Origin of the sequence: Hydrogenophaga sp. (assembly GCF_018780385.1) — a bacterium.
In the GTDB taxonomy this organism is placed as follows: Bacteria; Pseudomonadota; Gammaproteobacteria; order Burkholderiales; family Burkholderiaceae_C; genus Hydrogenophaga.
In genome coordinates this window covers 60,667-77,196 of sequence record NZ_JADMJO010000055.1, presented here as the reverse complement: position 1 = coordinate 77,196, position 16,530 = coordinate 60,667, and the positions used below count along the sequence as shown (strand labels likewise).

13 protein-coding genes are annotated in these 16,530 nt (G+C 67.5%); 6 read left to right on the top strand and 7 right to left on the bottom strand.

Translation table 11 applies throughout. From position 1 onward, the window contains the following. The 6 genes from IV113_RS17385 to queC all read left to right on the top strand — a co-directional run. A partial coding sequence (locus IV113_RS17385) for a flagellar basal body P-ring protein FlgI (RefSeq protein ID WP_291087431.1) occupies positions 1-1,041 on the top strand: 1,041 nt, incomplete at its 5' end. Between the two features lie 178 nt (positions 1,042-1,219). After that, positions 1,220-2,092 (top strand): flagellar assembly peptidoglycan hydrolase FlgJ, encoded by an 873-nt coding sequence (gene flgJ, locus IV113_RS17380; RefSeq protein WP_291087429.1) that lies wholly within the window; start codon positions 1,220-1,222, stop codon positions 2,090-2,092. A gap of 13 nt (positions 2,093-2,105) precedes the next feature. Then, positions 2,106-4,025, top strand: coding sequence for a flagellar hook-associated protein FlgK (flgK, locus tag IV113_RS17375; RefSeq protein WP_291087427.1), 1,920 nt, complete (start codon positions 2,106-2,108; stop codon positions 4,023-4,025). A gap of 31 nt (positions 4,026-4,056) precedes the next feature. Further along, positions 4,057-5,277 carry a flagellar hook-associated protein FlgL gene (gene flgL, locus IV113_RS17370; protein WP_291087424.1) on the top strand — a complete coding sequence of 407 codons (1,221 nt, stop codon included), beginning with the start codon at positions 4,057-4,059 and terminating at the stop codon, positions 5,275-5,277. 13 nt (positions 5,278-5,290) lie between these two features. Beyond that, complete coding sequence (locus IV113_RS17365; protein WP_291087421.1) at positions 5,291-6,532, top strand: HDOD domain-containing protein; 1,242 nt, start codon at positions 5,291-5,293, stop codon at positions 6,530-6,532. A gap of 190 nt (positions 6,533-6,722) precedes the next feature. Further along, positions 6,723-7,460: a 7-cyano-7-deazaguanine synthase QueC gene (gene queC / locus IV113_RS17360; protein ID WP_291087418.1), complete on the top strand. Its 738-nt coding sequence runs from the start codon at positions 6,723-6,725 to the stop codon at positions 7,458-7,460. Here queC and IV113_RS17355 read toward each other — a convergent pair. From IV113_RS17355 to gspM, 7 genes are all read right to left on the bottom strand, one after another. After that, positions 7,433-9,211, bottom strand: a complete 1,779-nt coding sequence (locus tag IV113_RS17355) for an ABC transporter ATP-binding protein/permease (protein ID WP_291087416.1) — start codon at positions 9,209-9,211, stop codon at positions 7,433-7,435. The two genes, queC and IV113_RS17355, sit on opposite strands and share 28 nt — an antisense overlap. A gap of 13 nt (positions 9,212-9,224) precedes the next feature. Next, entirely contained in the window at positions 9,225-10,121 is an 897-nt protein-coding gene (locus tag IV113_RS17350; protein ID WP_291087413.1) for a 5'-nucleotidase, read from the bottom strand. Between the two features lie 138 nt (positions 10,122-10,259). Continuing rightward, entirely contained in the window at positions 10,260-11,489 is a 1,230-nt protein-coding gene (gene gspF / locus IV113_RS17345) for a type II secretion system inner membrane protein GspF (protein WP_291087411.1), read from the bottom strand. Positions 11,490-11,501: 12 nt separating this feature from the next. After that, entirely contained in the window at positions 11,502-12,944 is a 1,443-nt protein-coding gene (gene gspE / locus IV113_RS17340) for a type II secretion system ATPase GspE (RefSeq protein WP_291087408.1), read from the bottom strand. 10 nt (positions 12,945-12,954) lie between these two features. Beyond that, positions 12,955-15,144 carry a type II secretion system secretin GspD gene (gene gspD / locus IV113_RS17335; protein ID WP_291087405.1) on the bottom strand — a complete coding sequence of 730 codons (2,190 nt, stop codon included), beginning with the start codon at positions 15,142-15,144 and terminating at the stop codon, positions 12,955-12,957. Positions 15,145-15,188: 44 nt separating this feature from the next. Beyond that, on the bottom strand, positions 15,189-15,983 hold the full coding sequence (locus IV113_RS17330) for a type II secretion system protein N (protein WP_291087402.1): 795 nt from the start codon (positions 15,981-15,983) through the stop codon (positions 15,189-15,191). Beyond that, on the bottom strand, positions 15,980-16,525 hold the full coding sequence (gene gspM / locus IV113_RS17325; protein WP_291087400.1) for a type II secretion system protein GspM: 546 nt from the start codon (positions 16,523-16,525) through the stop codon (positions 15,980-15,982). The genes IV113_RS17330 and gspM overlap by 4 nt, the downstream gene beginning before the upstream one ends. Between the last annotated feature and the right edge of the window lie 5 nt (positions 16,526-16,530).

Genomic DNA, 16,530 nt, shown 5'->3' with positions numbered 1-16,530 from the left:
ATCCGCATCAAGGAGATCGCGGCGGTGCAGGGCGTGCGCAGCAACCAGCTCACCGGCTATGGCCTGGTGGTGGGCCTGGACGGCACGGGTGACCAGACCACGCAGATGCCCTACACGGCGCAGAGCATGAACAACTACCTGCAGCAGCTCGGTCTCTCGCTGCCGCCCGGTGCCAACATGCAGCTGAAAAACGTGGCGGCCGTGCTGGTCACCGCGCAACTGCCTGCCTTTGCCCAGCCGGGCCAGGCGATCGACGTGACCGTGTCCTCCATCGGCAACTCCAAGTCGCTGCGCGGCGGCACGCTGATCACGACCCCGCTCAAGGGCGCCGACGGTGAAATCTACGCACTCGCCCAGGGCAACCTGCTGGTGGGTGGCGCCGGCGCTTCGGCCGGTGGCAGCAAGGTGCAGATCAACCACCTGAGCGCGGGCCGCGTGCCCGGTGGCGCGCAGGTGGAGCGCGCAGTGGCCACGCCCTTTGCTCTTGGCGAAACCATCGACCTCGGCTTGAACTCCAGCGACTTCCAGACCGCCAGCCGCGTGACCGACGCCATCAACCGCGTCATGGGTGCCGGTGTGGCCAGCGCGGTCGACGGCCGCGTGGTGCGCCTGCGCGCCCCGGCCGACCCCGGCGCCCGCGTGGGCTTCCTGGCCAAGGTGGAAGAGATCCGCCTGGACGCCACCATTCCCATGGCCCGCGTGATCATCAACTCGCGCACCGGCTCCATCGTGATGAACCAGGCCGTGAGCCTGGGGGCTTGCGCCGTCTCGCACGGCAACCTGTCGGTGAGCATCAGCTCCACGCCCGTCATCAGCCAGCCCAACGCCTTGTCCACCGGCGGCCGGACCGTGGTGAGCGAGCAGGCCAACATCCAGATCAGCCAGGACAAGGGCTCGCTCATCAAGCTCGACACCGCGCCGCAACTCGCCGACGTGGTGCGCGCCCTCAATTCGCTGGGCGCCACGCCGCAGGACCTGCTGGCCATTCTTCAAGCCATCAAGGCTTCGGGCGCCATGAACGCCGAACTGGAGGTGATCTGATGTTGTACGGAACACTCGTTCAGACGCGCCACCGCACGGGCGGGGGCTTCGACAGGCTCAGCCCGAACGGGATGGGTGTCGGGGCGGGTCTCATTCGTGTGCTCACATTTCGGTTCGGCCTGAGCTCCCCTCCGTTCGGGCTGAGCCTGTCGAAGCCCTCGCGCGGTGCAGCCCAGCCATGAACCCGACCAACGCCCTGTCCAATGGCGGCCTTGCGGCCGACCCCACAGCGCTCAACGCGCTGCGGTATGGCGCGGGCAAGGGCGGCAACGAGAAGGCCGCGCTCAAGGAAGCGGCGAAACAGTTTGAATCGCTCTTCATGCGCGAGCTCATCAAGAGCATGCGCGAGGCCACGCAGAAGTCGGGCCTCATGGAAGGCGAGGGCGCCGACCTCGGCACCGACTTGCTCGACCAGCAGTTCGCGGTGCAGCTCTCGGGTCTGCCCGGCGGATTGTCCGAAGCCATCGAGCGCCAGCTCGGCAAACAGATGCAGAACAACGCCGCCGAGAAGGCCGGTGTGTCCGATGCCTTGCCGGCAGGGAGCGACACGAGCACCGTGGGCCGCGCCAGCGCAGGCCCGCGCCAGGCCGGTTTTGTGGACCAGCACAGCGAGGCCGCGGCCACTGTTGCGCGCGAGTCCGGCATTCCGGCCAGCTACATGATCGGCCAGGCCGGCCACGAGACCGGCTGGGGCAAAAGCGAGATTCGCCACGCCGACGGCACGCCCTCGCACAACCTCTTCGGCATCAAGGCCACCGGCGCCTGGAAGGGCAAGGTCGCCGAGATCACCACCACCGAATACATCAACGGCGAGCCGCGCAAGGTCACGGCGAAGTTCCGCGCCTACGACTCGTATGCCGACTCGTTTCGCGACTACGCCAAGCTCATCGGCAACAGCCCGCGCTACGACAACGTGATGGACCAGATCGGCTCGGTGCAGGGCTTTGCCTCGGGCTTGCAGAAGGCCGGCTACGCCACCGATCCGCAGTACGCCGCCAAGCTCAGCCGCGCCATCAACACCACACTGAGCCTGCAACGCGCTCAGGGCTGAGGACCACACAACCATGTCATCGCTGAACATCGGCGCCCGCGCGCTCACCGCCAACCTCGCTGCCCTGCAGGTCATCGGCAACAACATTGCCAACGTCAACACGCCCGGCTATTCGCGCCAGAACGTGATCCAGCAGACGTCGGGGTACCAGCAGATGGGCAACGGCTTCTTCGGCAAGGGCATGGAGATCGCCACCGTCGAGCGCTCGCACAACGCCTACCTCACGCGCGAAGCGCAGATGGCCGGCTCCGTGGCGGCAGCCGACGCGCTGCGCTACTCGCGCCTGCAAGCCCTGGAGAGCGCATTTCCACTCGGCGCCGGTGGCCTGGGCTCGGCGCTGAACGACACCCTCAACGCCTGGGCCGACGTGTCGTCTTCGCCCAGCAACCTCACCGCTCGCGTGGTGGTGATCGCCAAGGGCGAGGAGTTCGCCAGCCGCCTGCGCAACACCGCCAGCCAGCTCGATGCGCTCTCGAAGAGCACACAGCAGCAGGTGAAGGGCTCGGTCGACGTGATCAACGGCCTGGCGCAGGACCTGGCCAAGGTGAACCAGAAGATCATCGAGACGGCAGGGGACACGCACACTCCCAACGATTTGTACGACCAGCGCGACCAGCTGCTCGGCGAACTCAGCAAGCACATCCAGACCAGCTCGGTCGCCAACAAGGACGGCTCGGTGAGCGTGTTCGTCGCGGGAAGCCAACCGCTGGTGCTGGGCCAGAGCGCCAACCAGCTCGCCGTCACACCCGACCCCACCGACAGCTCGCGCATCGCGCTGGCCTTCGTGCAGGGCGGCGTGGCGACGCCGCTGCCCGACGCCACGCTGGGCGGTGGCGAGTTGTCCGGGTTGATGAACTTCCTGAACAAGGACCTGACAGCGGTGCAGAACCAGCTGGGCCGCATGGCGCTGGCCTCGGCCACCACGGTGAACAACCAGCACGCGCTGGGCGTCGACCTGCAGGGCAACCCGGGTCAGAACTTCTTCATTCCCCCTGCTGCCGCCGTCGGCAAGGCCAACCCGGCCAACACCGGCACTGCGCAGGTGAGTTCCAACGTGAGCGACCCGACCGCCCTGATGGCGTCGGACTATGAGTTGCGCTTCACGGGCACCGACGTGACCCTCGTGCGTTTGTCCGATGGCGACAGCACCACCGTGCCCATCGCCTCCGCCCCGTTTGTCAAAGACGGTCTCACGTTCAACATCGACTCCGGCACGGCCGCCGCTGGCGACCGGATTCTGGTGCGCCCCTTCGAGGCAGCCGCGCGCAACCTGCAAGTGGCCATCGGCTCGCCCGACCGGCTGGCCGCCGCCAGCCCGGTGATGGTGACGCCCGGCCTGACCAACGCGGGTGGCCTCAGCGTGGAAACCCTGTACGCCGTCTCCAACTCGGCCAACCTCACCGACCCGGTGAGCCTGACCTTCCAGGCCGACGGCACGTATGTGGCCACCGGTCTGGGGCCCGGCAACCCGCCGCCCGACAACCCTGGCCCGCCCGCCACGTACAACTTCAAGCCCGGTGAGCCCATCGTGCTCAACGGCTGGAGCCTCACTTTGCGCGGCAGCCCGTCCGCCGGCGACCAGTTCAACATCGACCCGGCGCCAGCCGGTTCCACCGCGCAGAACGCGGGCAACGCCAGCGCCGTGCTCGCCCTGCGCGACCGCCCGACCTTTGAAGGCGTGGCCCTGGCCGACGGTTATGTGAGCCTGTTCTCCGACGTCGGCACCCGCGTGCAGGGCGCGAAATTCGCCACCGAGTTCTCGGCCCAGATCGCCACCACGGCAGAAACCGCCCGCACCAACGTGTCGGGTGTGAACCTGGACGAAGAAGCCGCGCGCCTGCTGCAGTACCAGCAGGCCTACCAGGCCTCGGCGAAGTTTCTGCAGATTGCGCAAAGCACCTTCGACAGCCTGCTGGCGACCGTGGGCCGCTGAAACCCCCTCACCGGCCTGACAGGAACACCTCATGCGAGTCTCCACCGCCAACAGCTACGACAACACCGTGAGCCTGCTCGCCCGCCGCCAGGCCGAACTGGTGGCGCAGCAGGAAAAGATCGCCACCGGCAAGCGGGTGCAAAAGCCCAGCGACGACCCCGTGGCGGCCACGCTGGCCGAAACCGCACAGAACCGCCTCTCGCGCACGCAGGCCGATCTGCGCTCGCTGGAGACGGCGCGCACCAGCTTGCAGCAGGCCGAAAGCGGTCTGGCCGAATCGGGCGAAATCATCCAGAAGGTGCGCGACCTGCTGGTGAGCGCGGGCAACTCCACCTTCGGGCCGAGCGAGCGCGAGGACATTGCGCGCCAGCTCGAAGGCCTGCGCGAACAGATGATTAGTGTGGCCAACCTCAAGGACAACTCCGGCCGCACGCTCTTCGGCGGTCTGGGCGGTTCGGCAACGCCGTTTGTGGACCTGTACGGCCCCACCGGCAACGGCGTTCAGTTCAACGGACAGCGCGGTCAGGCCGCGGCGGGCAACACCTCGCTGCCGCAGGCGCTCGATGGCAACGCCATCTGGATGCGCGTGCCCGAGGGCAACGGCAGCTTCTCGCTCAGCCTGGGCGTGGGCAACACCGGTGGCGTGAGCACCAGCGTGGGTGCCGTCACCGACCAGAGCGCGCTCACTGGCGACGACTACCGCATCGACTTTGCCGATGTCGCCGGTGTGAAGCAGTACACCGTGACCAACCTCACCACGCCAGCCGCCAACCCCATGCCCGGCCAGACCGGTGTGCCCTACAGCTCGGGCATGACGATCGAATTCGATGGCCAGTCGCTCCTGATGAGCGGCCAGCCCGCCGCAGGCGACCAGATCAACCTGGTGCCCAGCGGCAACACCGACATCTTCAGCGTGGTGCAGAACGCCGTGACCGCGTTGCGCTACGACGGCGCCAACAGCAGTGCCTACCGCTCGCAGGAACTCGCGCGCACCATGACCGAGCTCGACGCCGGGCACGACCGCGTGTTGCTCGCGCGTGGCCGCGCCGGCGAATGGCTCAACCGCGCCGACTCGCTCGACACCCTGCTGGAGGACCGCGGCGTCGACCTCAAGGCAGAAAAATCCCGCCTGGAAGATCTTGACCTCGTCCAGGGCATTTCGGACTTCCAGACCCAGCAACTCGGCCTGGAAGCCGCCCTCAAGTCGTACGCCCAGGTGCAGCGCCTGTCGCTGTTCCAGGTGATCAATTGACACGCGTTCCATCATGCTGAGTCACACCGTTCTGGACAGCCTCGCACTCGGCTACGAGCCGGTGTGGAACCGCGATCGCCAGCTGGCCGCGGTGCGCCTGAGCGTGCACCCCATCCACTCGGCTGCGGTGGATGCTGCCCACCTCATGCAGGCGCTGGGCGACGACTGGCCCGAGAGCGCGCCCGTGCTCATCATCTCGATCGCGTCGCCCATCTTGTTGCAACAGGCCCTGGCCTGCGCACCCGTGCACAACACCTGGCTGGAAGTGCCCGCCGCCCCGTTTGATGCGCCCGAGACCCTGGCCGCCTTGTCGGTGGCCAACCGGCGCGGGCACCGTTTGATCCGCCGCACCAGCCTGGAGGCGCTTCGGCAAGGCAAGTCACCCGGCTTTGATGTGCGCAACCTGCTGCAGCTCAGCCCGCAAGAGGCCGCCGATATTCTGCAGACCCAGTCCACACCGGGCTTGCACCAACGCAGCCAGGGCCTGCCGCCCGCGCAGCTTTACCAAGGCGTGCAGACCCGGACCTTTGCCCGCTACCTGCTCGACGATGCCGACGCGTGGGGCCTGCTGGGTTGGCCCGACGCCGACGTGTTGCTGGCCCACCGCCACAAACCCATCTCTTGCGATCCGCGCGTGATCCGCCAGATCTTGCAGGCCATCAACGACGACTGCTCGCTCGAACGCCTGGAACGCCTGGTGCGCCAGGACCCGGTGCTGGTCTACCGCATCCTGCTGCTGGTGAACTCGGCCGCGTATGGCGGTCGCCACGAAATCGGGTCGCTGCGCCACGCACTCATGATGCTGGGCTTTCGTGAACTCAGCCGCTGGCTGTTCGAGCAAGCGCCCGGCAGCGAAACCGACAACGACCTGCAGCCCGTGCGCGGAGCCATGGTCATGCGCGCGCGTCTGGCGCAGCATCTGCTGGCCACCGGATCTGAAGACAACCTGCGGCTGGAGGTCTACACCACCGCGCTGTTCGCCCACCTCGACAAACTGCTGCACGCGCCGCTGGGTGAGCTGCTGCACAAGCTGCCGCTGTCGGGCCGTCTGTACGACGCCGTGCTGCGCCACGACGGCCCCTACCACCCGCTGCTCGATGTGGCGCGCGCCCAGGGCGAGCCGGGCCAGTTGCACCGCCTGAGCGCGGTGTGCGATCGCAACGAGGTGAGCCTGGAGCAAGCCAACCGCGCGCTCATCCGCATGCTGGCCACCAGCCGCGACCACGCGGGTGTGCGCTCCGAAAGAATGGTTTAAATGGGACTCCCCCCGTTGCTTGCTCACTGCGTGTAGCCGCATACCCCCCAGGGGGCAACACCTGCGGCCCGGCAAAGCCGGTTCCACGGTGTTTCTGAGCCAAGGCATTTCTCTCCGGAGCGGATGGGGCTAGCTCCCTCTCCCCCTGGGAGAGGGCTGGGGTGAGGGCCCGCGCGCTACCATGCCGCCCATGACCGCCGCCATCTCACACAACACTCCGCACCACACCAGCGCACTCGTGCTGTTCTCCGGCGGGCAAGACTCCACCACCTGCCTGGCCCACGCACTGGAGCGCTTCCCGCGCGTGGAAACCCTGGGCTTCGACTACGGCCAGCGCCACAGCGTGGAACTGCAGGCCCGCCCCGTGGTGCTGCGCGAACTGCGCGAGCGCTTTCCCGCCTGGGCCGATCGGCTGGGTGAAGACCACGTGCTCGATCTGGCTGTGCTCGGCAAGGTGAGCGAAACCTCGCTCACGCGCGACATGGCTTTTCGCATGGAAGAAAACGGCCTGCCCAACACCTTCGTGCCCGGCCGCAACCTGCTCTTCCTCACGCTCGCCGCAGCACTCGCCTACCGCCGCGGCATCCAGGTCATCGTCACCGGCGTCTGCGAGACCGACTTTTCAGGCTACCCCGACTGCCGCGACGACACCATGAAAGCGCTGCAGGTGGCGCTGTCACTCGGCATGGACCACCGCTTCCTGATCGACACCCCACTCATGTGGATCGACAAAGCCGCCACCTGGCGCATGGCCGAAACCCTGGGCGGCCAAACACTGGTGGACCTGATCGTGGAACACACCCACACCTGCTACCTGGGCGACCGCGAGCACCGGCATGCCTGGGGGTATGGGTGTGGGACGTGCCCGGCGTGTGAATTGCGGGCGCGGGGGTGGGTGGGCTACGTGGGCGAAGCCAGCAGCTTGTAGCGCGCATCCCCGGTCGCATCGGGCGTGAATGTCCACTGCGTCTGGTGAAACGCTGCCACGCCCGGCCGGTGCGCGATGGACACCAGCGCGCCGTTGCTCTCTTTCACCAAGGCCTGCAGCCGTTCGTACAGCGTGGCTTCAGCGGCTTCGTCCAGCGCACTCGTGGCTTCGTCCACGAACAGCCAGCGTGGCTTTTTGAGCAGCGCGCGGGCAATGGCCAGTCGCTGCTGTTCGCCGCCCGAGAGTTTCTGGCCCCAGGCGTCGTGCTCGTCCAGGCGCGTGCTCAGGTCGGGCAACAGGGCGTCCCGCAGGGCTTGTTGCAGGTCGGCGTCGCTGTAGCGGTCGGCGGGTTCGGGGTAGGCCAGGGCGTCGCGCAGCGAGCCCAGCGGGAAGTAAGGCCGCTGCGGCAAAAACATCACCTTGTCCGCAAAACCGGCCGGTGTGCGCAGGCGGCGCTGCGCCCAGGGCCAGATGCCTGCGAGGCCGCGGAACAGGGTCGATTTGCCGCTGCCCGAGGGGCCCTTGACCAGCACCGTGTCGCCCGGCGAGACCTTCAGGCCATGCACCGCCAGCAGCGCCACGCCACCAGGCAGCGAAAGCCGCATGTCGTCCAGAGCCAGCGCGTCTTCGGTGTTGGGCAGCGGGGCGGCGATGTGTTCGGAGGCATCGAGCGCCTGGAAGCTTTCTTCAAAGCTGGTGATGCGGTCGGTGGTGGCGCGCCAGGCGGCCAGGCTGCTGTAGTTCTCGACGAACCACGAGAGCGAGTCCTGCACACGGCCGAAGGCCGACGAGATCTGGATCAATTCACCAAGCTGGATGGCGCCGCTGAAGAAACGCGGCGCGGCCACGATGAAGGGGAACACCACAGCGGCCTGGCCGAAACCCACGGTGAACCAGGTCAGCCGTTTCTGCGCGTTGATGAGCTTCAGGTAGTTGCCGATGACGGCGCCGAAGCGCCCGCCCAGTTGCTGCCGTTCCACCGGTTCGCCTTTGTCCAGCGCGATCGATTCGCTGTACTCGCGCACGCGCACCAGGTGGTGGCGGAAGTCGGCTTCATAGCGCTGTTGTTTGAAGTTGAGCGCGATCTGCGAGCGGCCCAGGTAGTGCGTGATCACGCTGCCGAGTGCGCAGTAGAGCACCGCCATCCACACCATGAAGCCGGGGATGGTGTATTCGCTGCCATTGAAGTTGAAGGCAAAGCTGCCCGAGAGCGCCCACAGGATGCCGACAAAGCTCACCAGCGTGACCACTGCGTTCAGCAGGCCCATGGTCAGGCTCACCGTGAAGCTGGTGAACAGGTTCATGTCCTCGGCAATGCGCTGGTCCGGGTTGTCGGGCGGGGCGTCTTCGCCTTGGGCAAAACGCGCAAGTTCGAGGTGGTAGAAGGCCTTGTTGGAGAGCCAGCGGTCGAGGTAGTGGCCGGTCATCCAGGCGCGCCAGCGCATCTCGAGCAACTGCGTGAGGTAGAAGCGGTAGACGGCGATGATGATGAAGCCGAAGGCGAGATACGTGAAGCGGCCCAGCTCGCGCCAGAACACCACGGCGTCCTTGTTTTGCAGCGCGTCGTAGAACACGCGGTTCCACTCGTTGAGCAACACCAGCATGTAGACCGAGGCGAGGTTGAGCGCCACGATGGCCGCGAGCAGAGCCCGCGCCTTCCATTTTTCTTCAGATTGGAAGTAGGGCATGGTGAGGCGGCCTACCTTGCGGGCGAACACCCGGAAGCTCTGGAATTTTTCGCTGAACGTCATGGTTTCACCTGTCTCAGGGATTCGAAATGCCGCTGGCCACGTGGCCCGAGGGCACATGGCGGGATGCCGATTCGATGTGACCGGTCTGGTCGTCGAAGAAAAAGTCGGGCTCGAACTCGCGCAGGAACTCGCCCTTGGGCAGGCCACCGAGGAACATGGCCTCGTCGACCTCGATGTTCCAGTTCATCAGCGTGCGGATGGCGCGCTCATGCGCGGGTGCGCTGCGCGCGGTGACCAGTGCGGTGCGCACGCGCATGAGTGGCGTGCCTTCGCTCTGCAGGCGGTGCAGGGCTTCGAGCAGGGGCTTGAACGGGCCGCCGGCCAGTGGCGAGCCAGCATGGGTCGCCTCGTGCGCCTGAAAGGCCGAGAGGCCTTCGGCCTGGTAAACCCGCTCGGCCTCGTCGGAGAACAGCACGGCGTCGCCGTCGAAGGCGATGCGCACCTCGTGCGGGTGCGCGTCGCTGGCGTGCACCGAGTGCGGGTACACCTGCGCGGCGGGCACGCCGGCGTCGAGCGCGGCGCGCACGTCGGCCAGGTGGGTCGAGAGGAACAGGTTGGCGCGCAGCGGGCGCAGGTAGCGCCAGGGCGGCTGACCGCGCGTGAAGCTGCCACGCTGGATGGGCAGGCCGTAGTGCTGCGCCGAGCGGAACACGCGCATGCCCGAGACCGGGTCGTTGCGCGAGAGGATCACCACCTCCACCCGCTGCGCATGGGCGTCGTTGAAGGCGAGCAGTTTGTGCACCAGAGAAAACGCCACGCCGGGCTGCGCGGGCGTGTCGAGTCGGTCCAACTGCAGCTTCATGTAGGCGCGGTCGTCGCCGGTTTCAAACAGCCGGTTCTCTTCTTCAAAATCGAACAGGGCACGGGAAGAGATGGCAACGACGAGTTTGCCGTCGAGAGTTACACCCATGGGAAAGTTACCTGAGTCATGTGAAACATCGCGAGCCAGCGTGCCTTGTACAGCAAACGCCGCGGAACTGGCTTTGCCAGGCCGCAGGCGTTGCCCCCTTGAGGGGGTGACGACCCGCAGGGGCGGCGCGGGGGTGGGTCAAGTCACCAGTTGATTCAATTGGATGATGGGCATGAGCACGGCCAGGACGATCAACATAACCACCACGCCCATGCCCACGATGAGCAAAGGCTCCAGTATGGTGGCCAGGTGCATGGCGCGGCGCTGCACCTCGGCGCTCAGCTGTTCGGCCGCGCGGTCCAGCATGGCGGGCAGCTGGCCGGTCTGCTCACCCAGGCGGGCGAACATCGACACCAGCGGTGGAAAACGTTTCTTGCTGGCCAGCGCGGAGGCGAGCGGCGCGCCTTCGCGCACCAGCACCAGCGCGTCCAGCGCGTCGGCGCGCATGGCCTGGTTGTTGAGGGTTTCGGCAGCGGTCTGCAGCGCCCGGAGGATGGGTACACCGGCGCCCGCGAGCATGGCCAGCGTGGCCGCAAAGCGCGCCGCGTTGAAGCCACGCGCCAGGCGCCCCACCAGCGGCAGGCGCAGCCACGAGGCGTCCATGCGCAGGCGCAGTGGCGCGTTGCGCCGCGCCATCACCAGCGCGCCGCTGCCCGCCACCAGCGCGGCCAGCATCAGCCAGCCATAGCTGCGCACGAAGCTGCTCAGGCCCAGCATCATCACCGTGAGCAGGGGCAAGGCGCGCTTGCTGCCGGCAAACACACTGGCCACCTGAGGCACCACGTACGACACGAGGAACACCACGATCACGATCGCCACGAGCGTGACGATGGCGGGATAGAGCGACGCCGCGATCAGCTTGTTCTTGAGCGCTTCACGTTCTTCCAGGTCGCCGGCCAGGCGCTCCAGCACGGTGCCCAGTTGCCCGCTTTGTTCGCCCGCGGCGATCACCGAGGTGTAGATGGACGTGAACTCGCGCGGGTGCTGCGACAGCGCCTGCGCAAAGGGCGAGCCGGCATTGACCTCGGAGCGCAGCGAGGCCATGAGGTTGCGCTGTTTGTCGTCCTCGGCCTCTTCGGTCAAGGCTGAGAGCGCCCGCTCCAGCGGCAGACCCGCGGCCACCAGCCCGGCCATCTGCCGGGTCCACACCGCGAGCGAGGTGGCGTTGAACACGCGTCCGCCCCACAGCGTGACGTTGAGCCCGCTGCCTTTGACCTGCGTGCCGCCACCGGTGGCGGGCTCCACCTGCAACGGCACCAGCGCGCGTGCGCGCAACATGCTGCGCGCCGCGCGGGCGGTGTCGGCGTCGATCAGGCCCTTTTGGGTGGCGCCCTGGGCGTCGAGGGCTTCGAAGGTGTAGGCGGGCATGTCGGATAGGGATCAGTCGCGCGTCACACTCATCACCTCTTCGAGCGACGTGATCCCCGCATCGATCAACCGCTGCCCATCGGCGCGCATCGACTGCAACCCACCGGCCTCGGCCGCGGCAAGGATCTGGCTCTCGGCCGCCCGGTTGTGGATCAGCGCGCGGACCTGTTCGTTGGCCACCATCAACTCGTAGATGCCGGTGCGGCCCTTGTAGCCGCTGTGGTTGCAGTGCGCGCAGCCCACCGGGTGCCACAGACCTTTGTCGTCCTGGCGCCGGCAGTGCACGCACAGCTTGCGCACCAGCCGCTGCGCCAGCACGCCCAGCAGCGACGAGCTGAGCAGGAAGGGCTCCACGCCCATGTCGGTCAGGCGGGTCACGGCGCTGGGCGCGTCGTTGGTGTGCAGCGTGGCCAGCACCAGGTGACCGGTGAGCGAGGCCTGGATGGCGATCTGGGCGGTCTCGAAATCGCGAATCTCGCCGATCATGATCACGTCGGGGTCTTGCCGCAGGATGGCGCGCAGCGCCTTGGCAAAAGTCAGGTCGATGCGCGCGTTCACTTGCGTCTGGCCCACGCCCGGCAGTTCGTATTCGATCGGGTCTTCCACCGTCATGATGTTCTGCGTGCCGGCGTCCAGCCGTTGCAGGCCCGCGTAGAGCGTGGTTGTTTTTCCCGAGCCGGTGGGCCCGGTCACCAGAATGATGCCGTGCGGCTGGCCGATGAGTTTGCGAAAACGCGCGAGCACATCGCCCTGCATGCCCACCGATTCGAGACTGAGCTTGCTCTCGCTCTTGTCGAGCAATCGGAGTACGGCACGCTCGCCGTGCGCGCTGGGCAGGGTGGACACGCGCACGTCCACCGCGCGGGTGCCGATGCGCAGCGAGATGCGGCCGTCCTGCGGCAGCCGTTTCTCGGAGATGTCGAGCTCGGCCATGATCTTCAGGCGCGAGATCAATGCGGCGTGCAACGCGCGGTTGGGCTGCACCACCTCGCGCAGCGTGCCGTCCACCCGAAAGCGCACGCTGGACGTGCGCTCGAAGGGCTCGATGTGAATGTCGCTCGCGCCATCGCGCGCAGCCTGCGTGAGCAGGGCGTTGAGCATGCGGATGATGGGCGCGTCGTCGGCGGTTTCCAGCAGGTCTTCAATGGCTGGCAGCTCCTGCATCATGCGGCTCAGGTCGGCGTCACTTTGCACCTCACTCACCACGGCCGCCGCACTCGACTCACCCTGCGAATAGGCCACACTGATGCGCTGCTTGAGGCTGTCGCCATCTTCCCATTGCAGGTCCTGCACCGTGTGGCAGCGCAGGATTTCAGACAGTGCCGACAGGCGACGGGTCTGCGCGGCGGCATCCACGGCGGCTGTGCTGCTGCCCAGCAAGGTTTGCGAGGCGCCGTCGTCCTCGATCAGCCAGAGGTGTTCGCGCGCGAAGGCGTAGGGCAACGGGTACTTCACGGCCCGGGCCTCACCGCGGCGGTGTGGGAATGGGTGCCGCCGGCGCCGCGGGTGGGTTCAGCGGGGGTGACGACTGGGGGTTGGCCAGCGAGGGCGCCTGCGGTGTGAGTGTCATGCTGGCGGGTGAGAGCGGTGCGGGCATGACCGGCGCTTCGTTGATGCCCAGCACGCCGCTGGGCTTGGGCTGCGAGTCCTGCTGCACCGAGCGCATGAGTTCGTAGCGGTCCAGCGCCAGGGTGCTGGTCTCGCGCGCGTCGCGCACCACCACGGGCCGCAGGAACACCATCAGGTTGGTCTTGCGGCGCGAGCGGGTTTCGCTTCTGAAGAGGTTGCCGAACACAGGCACATCGCCCAGACCGGGCACCTTGTCCTGGTTGGCAGAAAATTCGTCTTGCAGCAAACCACCGAGCACCACGATGGCGCCGTCGTCCACCAGCACGGTGGACTCGATGGAGCGCTTGTTGGTGATGAGGCCCGAGGCCGAGTTGATCGACGAGGCCTGCACGCTGCTGACCTCCTGGAAGATGGTCAGCTTGATGGTGCCGTTCTCGCTGATCTGCGGCTTCACGCGCAGGGTCAGGCCCACGTCTTTGCGCTCGATGGTCTGGAACGGGTTGACCGAGCCGTTGTTGCTGCCGGTGTTGGTGAACTGGCCGGTGACGAAGGGTACGTTCTGACCGATCACGATCTTGGCTTCTTCGTTGTCCAGCGTGAGCAGGTTGGGGGTCGAGAGGATGTTGCCCTCGCCGTTCTGCTGCAGGAATCGCGCGAGGAAGCCCAGCACGTAGACACCATTGGTGCGCCGGGCCACACCCACGTTCAGGCCCGGCGTGGGCGTGGCGTTGCCACTGGCCAGGTCGATGATGTTCTGCCCGCCGGTACCGAAGTTGGTGCCCAGCAGGCCGATGAGCGAGTCGCCCGATTTGCCCAGCGCGCCTTGCCACTGGATGCCGAACTCCGCCGCCTTGTCGGCATTGACCTCGGCGATCAGGCTCTCCACGTACACCTGTGCGCGGCGCGAATCGAGCTGGTCGATCACCGCGCGCAGTTGGCGGTATTGCGGCTCGGGCGCGGTGATGATGAGCGAATTGGTCGCCGGGTCGGCCTGGATCTGGCCGCCGGTGGACGGTTGCGCGCTGGCAGCCACCGGTGTGCTGGCCGGGCTGGTGGCCGGGTTGGCGGAACCTGAGCTGGCCACGGTGGTGAACGCGCGGGTGCTGCTGCCGTTGCCACCATTGCCACCGTTGCTGCCCGTTGCCGACGACTCGCCCGCCAGGGCCGCCCGCAAGGTGGAGGCCAGCGCCACCGCGTCCGCGTTCTTGAGGTAGACCACGTGGATGTTGCCGCTGACATTGGCCGATGAAGGCTGGTCGAGTCGGGCCACCAGAGAGCGCACCAGCGCCAGCCGGGCAGGGTTGGCCGCGCGCAGCACCAGGCTGTTGCTGCGCGGCTCGGCGATCAGCGTGGTTTTGTACGTGGCCTCGGGCTGCCCGGCGCCGCCAGCGGCCACGGCCGGGTCGATCAGCCGCGTCACGAGGGCCACCAGATCGGCCGCCACGGCATGCTGCAGCGGAATCACCTCCACATCGGTCGCGCCCGACACGTCCAGTGCCGTGATGATGCGGCCAATGCGTTGCAGGTTGTCGGCGTAGTCGGTGATCACCAGCGAGTTGTTGCCGGGATTGACGTTGATGGTGTTGTTGGGCCCGATCAAGGGCCGCAGCACCGGCACGAGGTTGTTGGCCGACTCGTGGTTGAGGCGGAAGATCTGCGTGACGACCTGGTTGGAGGTGGGCAACGCGTTCACCGAGCCTGCGTTCACCACATTGCCCTGCAGCTTGGCGTCGGCCTCGGGCACGATCTTGTAGAGACCTCCGGTGTCCACGATCGAGAAGCCCTGCAAGCGCAGCACAGCGGCGAACTGGTTGAGCGCGGCGGTGGGTGACACCGGGCGTTCCGTGGCCAGGGTGATGGTGCCTTTGACGCGTGGATCGACCACCACGTTGCGGCCCGTGATGGTGGCCATGGTGCGTGCCACCGATTCGATTTCGGCCGCCACAAAGTTCAGCGTGACGGGCTCGCCGTTGCGGTTTTGTGCCCGCACGGTCGACACGGTGGAGAGCCCGAGCACCAGCAGCGTGGCCAGGGCCATGGTCGTCACGGTCTTGCCGGGGGTGGCAGCGGTGGAGCTCGGTTTCATGGCGCGATCGTAAGGGTAAGTGGGGTGCTGAAACATCGGAGATGTCAGCCAATGTTGAGCAGCGAGCGCAGGCCCTGCCGCCGCCCGATGATGTTGAGCAGGTTGGCCAGGGCGGCCTCGCTGTCGGGCGCGGCCTCAGCCACCCCTTGAAAGCGCAGGCGTCCACCCACCCAATGGCCCTGGCCCTGCAGTTGCAGGCGCCCGCTGAGGGTGTGCAGCGACAGGGCGGTGTTGCTGCCATCGGCGTCTGTGCGCAGGTCCATGCGGTAGCTGCCCAGCGGGCGCAGCGTGGACAGGCGCGACGCGATGTCTTGCGCCTCCAGTACCAGGGCGCCTTGCAGGCGACTCCCACTGCCGTGCCAGCGCAGCGTCAGCCCCTCGGTCTGCAGGCTCAGCAGGCCTTCCATGCGCAGGGTGTTCCACGGCGTGCCCAGACCGGTCAGCAGGTCGGCGGGCCAGCGGCTGCTGAAGGCGGCCAGGTGAATTTCCGCGCCGCCGAAGCGAGGCCGGAAGGTGAGAGCCATGGGCTGTGGTGTGCAGCACGGCGCGCTCAGCTGCAGCGCCAGCGCAGGCACCCCGGCCCACAGCGCGGGAGACAAGCGCCACTGCACGCCTTGCGGCAGTGATGCCTGCGTCTGGCTGCCCTGGCCGCCGGTGAGCAGCACATCGGCCTGACCGCGCCACACCGTGCCCCGCGCATTGACCAGCTGGAGCTGCCCACCCGTGGCCGAGGTGATGGCGTGCGCCAGCCAGCGCGCGGGCGCGAACAGCAGCTGGGCCGTGACGAGCCCGAGCAGGGCGCCCAGCCAGGCCAGGCGGGTGGGCCAGCGCGGGTTCATGGGCCGCCGGCCAAACCGGGCCCGGTGAGCACCACGGTGCCGTTCCAGCCGCCGGTGGCGACGTCTCGTGTGAGCTGCGTCTCCAGCGGGAGCAGCCGGGCGTTGATGCGCACCTGAGCCAGCCACTGCGCCAGCGCTGCCGGCGCTGTGCCACGCAGGGTGGCGGTGGCGCGGTCGCCCAGCACCGTGAGTTGGGCCGTGGTCCCCAGCGAAGCGGTGGCCGCTTCGAGCGCGCGCAGCACCGCGTCGCGTCCCGGTGGCTGGGCATCGCTTCCCGAGCGCAGCGCGTTGGCAGTGGCTGCCATGCGCTGCATCTGGCTCAGCTGGGCGTCCAGCCGGGCGTGTCGCTCGGGGGCTTCGCGCAGTGTGGCGAGAGCCGGTGCCACCACCAGCCACCACACCAGACCCAGACCCACGACCCATCCGGCGATCAGCACGGCCTTGCGCTCGCGGGGCGACAGGCGATCCAGCGCGGCCGACAGCGGCGCAGCGAAGCTGGCCAGAGGCGGCGCGGCGAAAGTGGTTCGTGAACGTGTGACCATGGGGA

Excerpts from the sequence above, each read along its gene's own strand:
- flgJ (WP_291087429.1), top strand. The coding sequence starts at position 1,220 with ATGAACCCGACCAACGCCCTGTCCAATGGCGGCCTTGCGGCCGACCCC.
- flgK (WP_291087427.1), top strand. The coding sequence starts at position 2,106 with ATGTCATCGCTGAACATCGGCGCCCGCGCGCTCACCGCCAACCTCGCT.
- flgL (WP_291087424.1), top strand. The coding sequence starts at position 4,057 with ATGCGAGTCTCCACCGCCAACAGCTACGACAACACCGTGAGCCTGCTC.
- IV113_RS17365 (WP_291087421.1), top strand. The coding sequence starts at position 5,291 with ATGCTGAGTCACACCGTTCTGGACAGCCTCGCACTCGGCTACGAGCCG.
- queC (WP_291087418.1), top strand. The coding sequence starts at position 6,723 with ATGACCGCCGCCATCTCACACAACACTCCGCACCACACCAGCGCACTC.
- IV113_RS17355 (WP_291087416.1), bottom strand. The coding sequence starts at position 9,211 with ATGACGTTCAGCGAAAAATTCCAGAGCTTCCGGGTGTTCGCCCGCAAG.
- IV113_RS17350 (WP_291087413.1), bottom strand. The coding sequence starts at position 10,121 with ATGGGTGTAACTCTCGACGGCAAACTCGTCGTTGCCATCTCTTCCCGT.
- gspF (WP_291087411.1), bottom strand. The coding sequence starts at position 11,489 with ATGCCCGCCTACACCTTCGAAGCCCTCGACGCCCAGGGCGCCACCCAA.
- gspD (WP_291087405.1), bottom strand. The coding sequence starts at position 15,144 with ATGAAACCGAGCTCCACCGCTGCCACCCCCGGCAAGACCGTGACGACC.
- IV113_RS17330 (WP_291087402.1), bottom strand. The coding sequence starts at position 15,983 with ATGAACCCGCGCTGGCCCACCCGCCTGGCCTGGCTGGGCGCCCTGCTC.
- gspM (WP_291087400.1), bottom strand. The coding sequence starts at position 16,525 with ATGGTCACACGTTCACGAACCACTTTCGCCGCGCCGCCTCTGGCCAGC.